This is a genomic window from Saccharopolyspora sp. NPDC000995 (assembly GCF_053599315.1).
In genome coordinates this window covers 1-5,099 of sequence record NZ_JBSFLZ010000228.1, presented here as the reverse complement: position 1 = coordinate 5,099, position 5,099 = coordinate 1, and the positions used below count along the sequence as shown (strand labels likewise).

Annotated in this window: 5 protein-coding genes and 1 pseudogene; 2 read left to right on the top strand and 4 right to left on the bottom strand. The window is 60.7% G+C overall.

Annotated elements, in window-relative coordinates:
* Positions 1–148 precede the first annotated feature (148 nt).
* The gene (locus tag ACWDKQ_RS35090; RefSeq protein WP_450143061.1) at positions 149–2,467 is read right to left on the bottom strand and encodes a LuxR C-terminal-related transcriptional regulator; all 2,319 of its coding nucleotides are present in this window, start codon (positions 2,465–2,467) and stop codon (positions 149–151) included.
* A gap of 93 nt (positions 2,468–2,560) precedes the next feature.
* Between ACWDKQ_RS35090 and ACWDKQ_RS35085 the strand changes: the two genes are divergently transcribed.
* Entirely contained in the window at positions 2,561–2,710 is a 150-nt protein-coding gene (locus ACWDKQ_RS35085; protein ID WP_450143060.1) for a hypothetical protein, read from the top strand.
* Between the two features lie 69 nt (positions 2,711–2,779).
* Complete coding sequence (locus tag ACWDKQ_RS35080; RefSeq protein ID WP_450143059.1) at positions 2,780–3,076, top strand: hypothetical protein; 297 nt, start codon at positions 2,780–2,782, stop codon at positions 3,074–3,076.
* A gap of 125 nt (positions 3,077–3,201) precedes the next feature.
* Here the strand turns inward: ACWDKQ_RS35080 and ACWDKQ_RS35075 are convergent, their stop codons facing one another.
* The 3 genes and pseudogenes from ACWDKQ_RS35075 to ACWDKQ_RS35065 all read right to left on the bottom strand — a co-directional run.
* Positions 3,202–3,555, bottom strand: a complete 354-nt coding sequence (locus ACWDKQ_RS35075) for a hypothetical protein (RefSeq protein WP_450143058.1) — start codon at positions 3,553–3,555, stop codon at positions 3,202–3,204.
* Between the two features lie 66 nt (positions 3,556–3,621).
* Positions 3,622–4,053: a transposase gene (locus tag ACWDKQ_RS35070; protein ID WP_450143057.1), complete on the bottom strand. Its 432-nt coding sequence runs from the start codon at positions 4,051–4,053 to the stop codon at positions 3,622–3,624.
* A gap of 791 nt (positions 4,054–4,844) precedes the next feature.
* A pseudogene (locus ACWDKQ_RS35065) lies at positions 4,845–5,009 on the bottom strand (MFS transporter); the annotation flags it as partial.
* Positions 5,010–5,099 lie beyond the last annotated feature (90 nt).

Genomic DNA, 5,099 nt, shown 5'->3' with positions numbered 1-5,099 from the left:
CAAGCACGATCACGATGGCACCACAAACGCACCAGACTCGCCCGCGACACCAAGATCACCCAGGTCAGCTAGCGAATGGCTGCTGCCGTACTAGTACGACTCGCCAGCGAGCTTTTCAAAAACGGCCGATCCCTCAGATATCTCACAATCAATTTTTGGACGTTTCATTTGCTTTCCAGGCGGCAATCTGAGTTCGGGAATTGAAACCGAGCTTTACTAGGATATGTTCCACATGGGCCTCTACGGTACGCCTGGAGATCACCAATTCAGAAGCGATTTCCTTGTTGGAAAGGCCACGCGAGACACATTCAGAAACCTCGATTTCTCGTTTCGTTAACAGCGCGCCTATCCCAAATTCTAGGCCAGCGGGGCTTGGTTCTTTCGTTGTCTCGCCAACCGCAAGGGCTACCACCTCGTCTCTTGCTAACTGAGCCCCATCTTTATAGAAAGAGAAGAAATCCTCGCCGAGATCTGCGCGGCATCGCGCGATGCATTGTTCCCTGAATTCGATCAGCGGCTGCCACCCGAACACGGGCTCGCCGATTTGGTCCCACATCTTCTTCGTAGCACCAAGCAGCACAGCTGTTTTTTGCGAGTTTCCATCCGAGGCTTCGATCCAGGCTGCTATCTCCATGCAGAATGGAATGCCAAGCGCATAGTCAAATTCGTTCTTATTTTGGATCGATTCGCGAATATGGACGGATGCTTTTTTGGTGTCGCCAACTACCCACCATGCGATGCCAAGTACCCACGACATCCACGACCGCACCCACGACTCGTCCAACCGTGTGCAGATAGTCGTGCATTCTTCGCCTAGGGCGAGCACGTTGTCAATCTCTCCGCGCACAGCAGACACCATTCCCCGTTGCGGAAACACTGTCAACGCGGTGCCGGACCAGTCCGCCGATACGCGATGTTGGGCGAGTGCCTCGTCTAGTAGCAGCTCTGCACGAGGAAGATTGTTTGCCCACATTTCCGCAGCGCCGAGAAGATGGTTCGCGTGAAATTGATCGATTCTATCGCCAATTTCTCCCGCTAGGTTATATGCCTCGTTGAGCAGTACGACGTCGGATACGTGGTCGCCTTGGAGCGCGGCGATCCATCCGTTGGTCCACAATGCTCTGGCCCGCTCGGAGCTGGGCTCGGGGTTAAGGGACAGTGCGCGGTCTAGCCAGTACCGGCCGTCGCGGATGAATCCAACGGCGATCCAGTACAGCCACAGTGAGGCTGCCATGCGCAGGCCGATCCTTTCCTCGCCCGGGGTGGTGAGGGAGTAGTCCAGCGCGGCCCACAGGTTGGGGCGCTCGACGCTAAGGCGCTCGGCCCATGCCGGTTGGCGTGGGCCGGACGACTCGGCGTCGGCCTGCTCCGCTATGCTCAGGTAGTAGTCTCGATGACGGCGGCGCAAGGTTTCCTGCTCGTTGGTTTCGGCAAGGCGCTCGTGTCCATATTGGCGAATCGTATCGAGCATCGAGTACTGAGCCAGGGAATACTCTTCGCTCTTGTTTAATACGGATTTGTCAACGAGCCCTGCCACTGCTGAAAACATGTTTTCAGCGGTCAGTCCGTCGCCGATACACACGCTTTTGATTGCATTGAGGTTAAAATCTCCGGCGAACACCGAACACCGCGCCCATAGGATGCGTTCGGTTTCCGTGCAAAGATCAAAGCTCCACTCTATCGTCGCCCGGAGCGTCCGCTGATGCGGCAGCGCCGAACGATCACTACCGGTAAGCAGGCCAAAACGGTCATCCAAGCAATCGAGGACTTCATTTGGCGACAAGAATCGGATAAGTGCAGCAGCGAGTTCGATGGCCAGCGGAACTCCGTCCAAATACTGACACACCTGGACCACGGCAGCTGCGTTGTCCTTGTTGATTTCGAATTCTGGTACAACAGCGGCCGCCCGGTCTTGAAACAAGGCCAAAGCCTCGTACTCTAAAGGCAATCGACTCGGCGATATGTAACCGAATTGCGACTCAACAACGGGCGGTACCGATAGCGGACATACCGGACAAATTTGTTCTGCGGTAATCCCCAATGGCTGACGACTAGTAGCCAGGATGCGTAGTTCCGGGCACCCCGATAGTAACGCGTTGGTCAATTGTGCACATGCATCTAGGAGATGTTCGCAGTTGTCCAGAATCAACAGCAGTCGCTTGTCCGCAAGGTAGTCCGTCAGCACCGTCTGCGGATCACGCATAGACTGATCACGCAGATCGAGCGCAACCGCTACTGTCTGTGCCACTTGCTTGGGGTCGTGGGTTTTGCCTAGATCGACCCAGTACTGGCCATCCGGAAATGCCCGTCGCAGTCCCTGCGCTGCATGCGAAGCCAACCGCGTTTTTCCTACCCCTCCAGGGCCGGTCAGTGTTACCACCCTGGCCCGGGAGAGCAAGCGTCGGACTTCACCCGCTGCCTTTCGGCGTCCGACAAAACTGGTCTCCTTGTGATGCAGGTCACTCATCTTTGGGAGTGTAGTCGATCCAGCTGCCTTTGTGACTACTCCGCGACTCCCTTCGGGATCCTGCTGGTTAATTCCTGATCATGCTGCGAGGGCGTGTTCGAGGCGGGCGAGATGGCTGGTGCGGGTTTGGTCGAGTGCGTGACCGTTCCACTAGGCATCGAGGCGGATCAGGTTGAGCGCGACAGCGGAGAACACGTGTTGCAGGTGGGTTTTGGTCAGTACGCGGTAACGGGTGTGGCGTAGCTCGGTGACCGCGATGCCTTAGCGGATGGTGCCCTCGACACCGGCCCGCAGCGCGTATTTGGCTTGCCAGTGCTTGGTTTACTGGTCGGCGCGGGCAGCGCGTTGAGCCTCGTGGACGGCCCGCGGATGCACGGTGAGCTGACGGCGCCGGGTCCGGGAGGTGGTGTGCACTGCTCGCGGACCGGACAGGGCCCAAAGGTGGCGGTCGCGAAAGTGATCACGATCGTGTCGGTGCCGCGCTGGGCGGCAGGGTTCCAGGTGGAGCTGGTCTGGCCTTGCGAGCAGGTGGGCTGTTCGCGGTCGAAATCGATGGTGAAGCGGGTGCGGTCGAACCCGGCGCCGGCCCTGGCCTGGGGTGAGTGGTGAGGCACGGTGCGTCAATTTCCTTTTTTATCGGCTCTTCGCATTTGATGGGGATGTGTAACCAGTTGGTTACATGTGGTGTGTGTGGTGCGGTGACGTTCTGTACCCATTCGGGCCGAGTGGATCGGTTAGCGGCGTAAGCGGCGTTGCTGGTGGGCGACGTTGGTGGATCCTAATGCTGTCCGGTAGACGAGTTTGACGAGAGGTTGACGCCTTCGGCTGCGGCGTTGCTGTGACCGGTGAGTACACCCCGGGATCTCGACACGCCAGGTGGAGATGGTCTGGCCCAGAGTCACGATCTCCGGAACGGTGGCGCCGATCGTGCCGCAGAAAATGAAGAATGCCTCGAACGCTCTGCGGAGCCGATGACCGGTAATGACTACGCCGGTCTGGTTGGGAGACAGGCCGATCACCGCACGCAGAAGTTCCTTGGCCCGCCACGCCGCACCGAGTTGCCGTCCGTACCCGCCCAAGTCGGCCAACGCACGACACCTTCTGCCGTGCGCGCTCGGAGAGCTTTTCTCTGCCGCACAGCAACAAATTCTCGATCACGTACTCGGGATCGGTGGCGCGACCACGCCGCCGTAGTGCTCGAAGGTGACCCGGCGCCGAACATCGCCGACCATTTTGTTGGCCAACTGGACGACGTGGAAAGCATCAACGACCAGGCTCGCGTTCAGCAGCAGCAAGCTGGTGGTGACCATCAATTTGTACACACTGGACATGTCGATGGTGACCTGCGTGATACCCGCTCGCCAGGCCGGGTCCAGCGCGGCCAGCCACGCCGCGGCGTCCACCCCGGCCCGGCCTTCGACCTGACCCAGCAGCCCGTGCCCACCGGCGGAGTCCACGAATACCGTCTGCCAGCGGTCGGCGTCGGCCACCCACGCCCCGCTGGCCGGATCACGGTGGTACAACGGCTTGCCCCGGCGGTGGTCGTCGATGCCCAGCACCGCCACCGGCGGCAACACCCCACCCACCGACCGGCACGGCCGAGCGGCCACCCCGGTGCTGACGGGGCGGAATCCGCATCAGCCCTTACCCGCTCACCGTCACTGGTGGCGTTCCCGTCACCGGTGGCCTCGGGGACAGGGCCGTCGGTCTTGGTGTCGGTGACGTGGACACCGCCCGCAGCGGCCACTTCGACGAAGGCGTCATGGACGGTGTGCCAGGCCACCCCGAGCCCGGCGGCGACCCGGGACGCCGGCACCAGCCAGTCCCCCACCAGATGCCCCATCACCGTCCGGGCATGCCCCGACACCCTCGCCCGCCGACCGGCCGCCGGTCCCGTCTCGGTGAAGCTCACCGTGTCGCACTCGGTGTCCTCACACCAAAATCGGGACTTATGCCGGTCACGCCCAATCGCGACCAGCGTCGCGTGGGCGAGAGTGTGGGTCGTGGACTCCTTGACCCGACTTGATGCTCCGCCGCAGCCCGGACAGCACGCCCGCAGTCCCGCCGCGCTCGTGACGTGCACCGTCCAGGAACCGTCGGCCTCCCGCTCGACGAGCTCGACCTCGACCCCCTCAACCTTAACAACTCCGCCGACACCGTAGTCTGTAACACGCGCCCACCGCCCACCTGATGATCCTTGATCTTCGTCGACAACGATCATCACAGGCCAGTGGGCGCGCTTCGTCTCCGCCCTCGCGCGAACCGGCCGCAGCTACGGAACGGAACACCCGGCTATCATCACGCGTGATCACTCGGGTACAGAATCCGCCCCACCGCGAAGAGCCTTTTTATCTGGCAATAATTTGCATTTACAGTATGCCCCTTCCTCTTCGGCGACAGCGTTGACGATCAACGGCCCGAGCACCCCGGCCGCCGACCAGGCGGTTAGCCGCCGACCGTGGATCGCGCCCACCTGGAAGCTGCCGAACAGGTCCTTGAGGTACGCCGGGACGGTCAAGAATCCCCCGCCGTAGAGCATTATTCTGGCGGTTTGAATACCGGGCAATAGGGCAACGGCCCCGACCAGTAAGATCGTTTTCCTACCAAAGAACACGACTTACAGGTGGAGCCG